This window comes from Armatimonas sp., assembly GCF_031410135.1.
Classification (GTDB): Bacteria; Armatimonadota; Armatimonadia; order Armatimonadales; family Armatimonadaceae; genus Armatimonas.
This window is the reverse complement of sequence record NZ_JANNYP010000320.1, coordinates 1-5,259: the sequence shown is the minus strand read 5'-3', so window position 1 is coordinate 5,259 and position 5,259 is coordinate 1. Positions and strand designations below refer to the sequence as shown.

At 58.5% G+C, this 5,259-nt stretch carries 4 protein-coding genes and 1 pseudogene; 4 read left to right on the top strand and 1 reads right to left on the bottom strand.

Annotated features, from left to right (window positions below; all coding sequences use genetic code 11):
- Positions 1–507 (top strand): hypothetical protein (locus RMO15_RS11435; RefSeq protein ID WP_309712226.1); only part of this gene is annotated, 507 nt, incomplete at its 5' end.
- On the opposite strand, the gene RMO15_RS11430 is transcribed toward RMO15_RS11435, so the two are convergent.
- Positions 431–1,315, bottom strand: a complete 885-nt coding sequence (locus tag RMO15_RS11430) for a hypothetical protein (RefSeq protein ID WP_309712222.1) — start codon at positions 1,313–1,315, stop codon at positions 431–433. The two genes, RMO15_RS11435 and RMO15_RS11430, sit on opposite strands and share 77 nt — an antisense overlap.
- A gap of 63 nt (positions 1,316–1,378) precedes the next feature.
- On the opposite strand from RMO15_RS11430, the gene RMO15_RS11425 reads away from it, so the two are divergent.
- From RMO15_RS11425 to RMO15_RS11415, 3 genes and pseudogenes are all read left to right on the top strand, one after another.
- Positions 1,379–3,868 carry a bifunctional YncE family protein/alkaline phosphatase family protein gene (locus tag RMO15_RS11425; RefSeq protein ID WP_309712219.1) on the top strand — a complete coding sequence of 830 codons (2,490 nt, stop codon included), beginning with the start codon at positions 1,379–1,381 and terminating at the stop codon, positions 3,866–3,868.
- Positions 3,869–4,030: 162 nt separating this feature from the next.
- Positions 4,031–4,900, top strand: a complete 870-nt coding sequence (locus RMO15_RS11420) for a prepilin-type N-terminal cleavage/methylation domain-containing protein (protein WP_309712216.1) — start codon at positions 4,031–4,033, stop codon at positions 4,898–4,900.
- 75 nt (positions 4,901–4,975) lie between these two features.
- Positions 4,976–5,259: pseudogene (locus tag RMO15_RS11415) on the top strand (hypothetical protein); the annotation flags it as partial.

Sequence of the window (5,259 nt, the reverse complement as noted above, 5' to 3'; positions counted from 1 at the left end):
TTCAAGGTGAACCCCGTTCATGGCGTCTGGTTTGAAAATAGCCTCCTGACAGCCCTCCCTGAGGGTTCCGCTCCGAGATTTTCATGCTCTGTGGTGAAGCATCTTCATGAGGACTGTTTTCTCTGGCTGGAGGCGACAGCTCTCGCTCCCTGGCTCGCTATGAGTCGACTGATGCAAGGGCTGGGTGGTCAGGGAGAGGGAGTGGTGGAGCTGGGGCCCTCGCTGGGAGTGTGGCTGATTAGCTCGGGATTTCTACTAATCCTGCCCGCACTCTGGCTGATGGTGCTGGTGTTGCGAAGCTCACTGCGTCGCCTGCCCGTAACCCGTGGCATTGTTGAAGGTATGCCCCAAACGGTATTGCCTATTGCTGCTGCTCTGTGCCTTGCCTACGCGCTTTTCCTGCCCCGTGTGGCGGTGGGGGAGCGCCAGCTCAAGCAGGAGCTTCGGGAAATGGCGATCTCAGAGACGGCTTACCAGGCGCGGCTGGCGGCTCAATCGCAAAGATAAACTCCTGGCCGCTCACAAACGGCGCATCCAGCTCGATGTTCTCAAAGGCAAGACCGCCGGGGATCGCGGCCTCGCTCATCCAGTAGGTGCGGCGGGCGTTGACGCGTGCCACCAGCCCGGCGACGTTTTTGGTGCGCCAGATATGCCGGGCGGGCTTGCCTTCATAAACCCAGTCGTGGTAGGTGCGTGGTGCATAGGTCGCGGCGCACAGATCGGCTTCGTCGGTCTCGGCGGCAAGAATCACATCTTTGCCTTTGGTGACGAGCTCCTGCGCGGTAAAGCTCCGGTGCGGCTCGAAACCTAGGCGATCTGGCGCAAGCGTCGGCCAGAGAGCCTTCGCCTCAACCACGCGATCTTTGAGATAGAGCTTACGGAGCCGTCCGTAGTTGCCCATCGTAGCCGTCAGGATGCAGCGCTCCATCGGGGCGCTTCCCGGTGCGGCAAAGCAGCGTAGCGCCACCTCATGGGGGCGAGATGCATCAAAGATCGCCTCAATCATTGGTTTTGCCCCATTGGCGAGTGTCTCCACCGAAAACCGCACCGACAGAGTCTTGGCACGCACCTGGCACCTCTCGGCCACGATTGCTCGGCTCTCCAACTCCGAGAACCCACGCTGCCCGCCAACTATGGGCTCGATTGCGATAAAGTTCACCATGCGCGGGTAGGGCTGGCCCAGATACGGTGCGTAGATGCGCAGGAGCCCTAAAGGCCCCGGCGTCGGGGCAATTCCTACCGCAAGGCCCTCAGACAAGCCCCAGACCAGAGGGTCATCGGCCTTGAGCGGCTGTCGCCAGGGTGTCGTCGCCATACAAAAGAGCGTACCACGAAAAAACTTAACCTAGAATGGAGTAAGTGCGCGTAAAATAGCACCATGAAGAAGCTCGCAAGTGTTTTGCTCTCCGTCGGAGTTGCAGGTGGTGGCCTCTGGCTCGCCCGCGCTCGACAGACCGGTGTCTCGGCTCCGTTGCCAGTGCCTCTTGCTAATGGCAAGCGCATCACCCCGCTGGGGGAGCAGGTCAATGTTGGCTCGTTTCCTACCACGCTCCTGCCCTCGCCCGATGGCAAATTTGTGATCGTCAGTAGCCTGGGCGCACGCTCACAGCTCACTGTTTTAGATGCCAAGACTGGGAAAGTGGTGAGCACACTCACCCCGGAGGCCATCGGGACAAAGAAACCTGGCCTGTACTATGGGCTGGCTTTTGCAGGAAACACGCTCTATGCGGCGCGGGGCTCCGATGATGTGGTGAGCACCTACACGCTCTCCGCCGAAGGGGTGTTGACCAAGGCAGAAGCGAGCCTGAAAGTGCCCAAAGCGGCAGGTGTGGCAACAGGCGCGGGCTATGTGGCGGTCACCAGCAGTGAGGGCGATCCCAAAGACGGGCTGAAGGGGAGCATGACGCTCTTCTCCCCGCAAGGCACCGAGAAGAAAGTGACGCTTCCCGGCTACCCGCTCGGGGTGGCCTATGCCTCCGGGAAGTTCTATGTCGCTAGTGAGCAAGCCGGTGGTGTGGATGTCATAGACCCCGTGCTAGGGCAAGTACTTCGGCGCATCGAGACTGGGGCGCAGAGCACGACACTTTTTGCCCCCCCCGCCCCCAATAATGGGGGAGCCAGTGTTCTCTATGTCGCCAATGCGGGCTCGGACACGGTGAGTGTGATTGACACGGCGACGGACAAAGTGACCAAGACGATTCTGCTGCGTCCTGCCGAGGCGCGCGGGATTCCGGGCGTGACGCCGATGGGTATTGCGGTGAAGGGCAACTTACTCTATGTCGCCTGTGCCGACCTCAATGCCGTGGCCGTGGTGGATATGAACTCGGGGAGCCTGCGTGGCTATCTTCCGGCGGGCTGGTACCCGACGGCAGTGGCCTTTGGGGGTGGCGGCGGCGGATTATTGGTTGCCAATGCCAAGGGGATCAATGCTCGCAATCCCAATGGCAAGCCTGCGGAAGTTGCCAAAGGGGTTCAGCCGCAGTACATCCAGAATATTATCGAGGGAACCGTCAGCCGGATTGCAAGCCCGATGGTGACCAAAGAGACGACGCGACAGGTGCTGGCCAACAATGCGCTAAATCAGGCACGGCAGACGCTGAAGAACCCCGGCATCGAGCACGTGATCTATGTGGTGAAAGAGAACCGGACCTACGATCAGGTGCTGGGGGATCTGGGCAAGGGCAATGGCGACCCGAGCCTGACGCTCTTTGGCCGTGATGTTACGCCCAACTTACATGCGCTTGCGGAGCGTTTTGTCTTGCTCGATAACTTCTACTGCGCCGCCGAAGTCTCAGGCGATGGCTGGAACTACTCGGTGAGTGGGATGGCCAGCGAGTATGTCGCCCGCAACGTCCCCTACGGCTACACGGGAAAGTCGCGCCCCTACGACTACGAAGGGACGAACAACGGCGCTGTCCCCGATCGGCTGGGCGTCAAAGATGTCGGCACGGCTCCGGGCGGCTATCTCTGGGACAAGGCCATCGAGAAGAAAGTCTCGCTCCGTAACTTTGGCATGTTCACCGACTCGCTCACTGCGCCGCGCACCACGGCGGAAGAGGGCACCGACGATGAGCGCACCACCCCAATGAAGAAGGGGCTCATGGGGATTACCAGTGAGGAGTTCCGGGTCTACGACACAAGCTACGCCGACTCAGAGGCGTGGCTCAAGCACGGGCTCGCGCCTGCCCCGAAGCAGAAAGTGGCCTATGGCAAGAAAGGCGATAAGTCGCGCATGACGGCCTGGCTGCGGGAGTACAGTGAGGCACTGGCCAGCAATAAGATGCCCAAGCTGATGCTACTTCGCCTTGGCCGCGACCATACAGCGGGCACATCAGCGGGCCAGTCCAGCCCCCGCGCCATGGTCGCCGACAACGACTATGCCGTGGGGCAGCTCGTCGAAGCCGTCAGCAAGGGCCCGCTCTGGAAGAAAACCGCGATCTTTGTGCTCGAAGACGATGCTCAGAACGGCTACGACCATGTGGATGCCCACCGCTCGATTGCCTTTGTGATCAGCCCCTTCGTGCCCAAAGCTCTTCACGACAGCCGCTTCTTTAACACCGACTCCATGCTACGGACCATGGAGCTGCTTCTGGGACTCAACCCGATGACTCTCTACGATGCCACCGCTCCCGTGATGACGGTCTTCGGCGCAAAGCCCGAAAACGATGCAGTTTACACAGCGATCTTGCCAAGTAGGGCGATCATCGGTGAGGTAAATGGACGGACGGCGTACCGCGCGAAAGACAGCGAGCGCCTGCTCAACCCGTTAGTCGAAGAGTCCGAACCGGATGAAGAACTCAACGAGATTCTGTGGCGCTCGATAAAGGGTGAACATTCTGCTTTGCCACGGCGTCCTAGGAAACACTGACACGTAAGCTTCTCCCTGCCTTCGCCCGTTAAAAAATTCCCCCCAAGCGATTGCAGAATTGCTAAAAAAGTGCTAGAGTGATAGTGAACCCTCTGAAGTCGGTGACGGCCTCAGGGCGTTCAACCATTTTTGGCCCGTTGCCGGGTTATTAAGGAAATTGTAATGAAACGACCTGTTAGGCTCCGTGTTGGAGCGTTTACTCTTATTGAACTTCTTGTGGTCATCGCGATTATCGCGATTCTTGCCGCTATCCTCTTCCCGGTTTTTGCGCAGGCTCGTGAGCGGGCGCGTATGATCTCTTGTCTGTCCAACATGCGCCAGATTGGCGTCTCCTTCCGTATGTATGGCCAAGATTACGACGAGACCTACATGCCCATGCGTCAAGGCTATAATCCGGCAACTGGCCTCGCCTTTGCCGATGGTGTGAACGAGGGCTTCATGTGGCGCAATGCGGTGCAGCCTTATCTGAAGAACAAGGGCATCATGGCCTGCCCTTCCAATAGCTCCTCCACAGCAGGGCGTGGCAAGATTGGCCGACTACCTGCTGGCAACTCGGGGAACTGGAACGATCAGGCGCAGGGATACGCTGTTGAGCGCGATCTACAGATGCCACAGGGCTACGGCATGAATGCTTTCACGAGCTCCTGGATTGCGGTTATGGACACGGGCAACGCAAGCTGGGCCAACGTGAATCCTCTCTCCGACGCCGCGATTCAGCGCCCCGCAGACACCATTGCGGTGGTCGAGACTCGCTGGCGTGACGCGGACGTGAACCCTGAGTGGCTCCGTAACGGGAATCAGCAGTGTACGGATCGCGCCTTTATGACACACTTTGGCAACAAGGCAAACTTTGTCTACTGGGACGGCCACGCTGCTTCGCGTGAGTGGTCACGGACTCTCTATCCACTTAGCCAGAACCAGTGGCAGATAGACAACTCCAATACTCGCAATACAGATGATGTACTCCGTAGTAACTGGGGTTGGGACGTGGATGGCTTCCAGACTCGTGGTCTTTGCAACAGCCTGAGATAGGCTAGGCGAGATCGCGTTAATAAAAGTCCCTCAGACAGTGTCTGAGGGGCTTCTTTATGAATTGAGAGAATCTTTATGAAGCAAGAAATTTCCAAGCCTCTAATGTTTGGTGTGATTGCAGCACTTGTGATTGCTGCGGTTGTGGGTGGCTACTTTTTTGTGAACCGAACAACAGGCGATACGAAGTCCACCATAGATGGACAACTGAAGCGTGCTGAGGCAGCAAAGAATGACCCGATGGGCGGCTATGGTGGCTCCAAAGGCAGACCTGGTAGTAGTGGTGGTTCAGGTGGTTATGGTGGTGGTTACGGCGGTAGTCGTCCAGGTGGCTACGGTGGTGGTTCAGGTGGTTCAGGTGG

What these genes read in the sequence shown, in the direction of transcription:
- RMO15_RS11425 (WP_309712219.1), top strand. Translation starts at nt 1,379, where the DNA reads ATGAAGAAGCTCGCAAGTGTTTTGCTCTCCGTCGGAGTTGCAGGTGGT.
- RMO15_RS11430 (WP_309712222.1), bottom strand. Translation starts at nt 1,315, where the DNA reads ATGGCGACGACACCCTGGCGACAGCCGCTCAAGGCCGATGACCCTCTG.
- RMO15_RS11420 (WP_309712216.1), top strand. Translation starts at nt 4,031, where the DNA reads ATGAAACGACCTGTTAGGCTCCGTGTTGGAGCGTTTACTCTTATTGAA.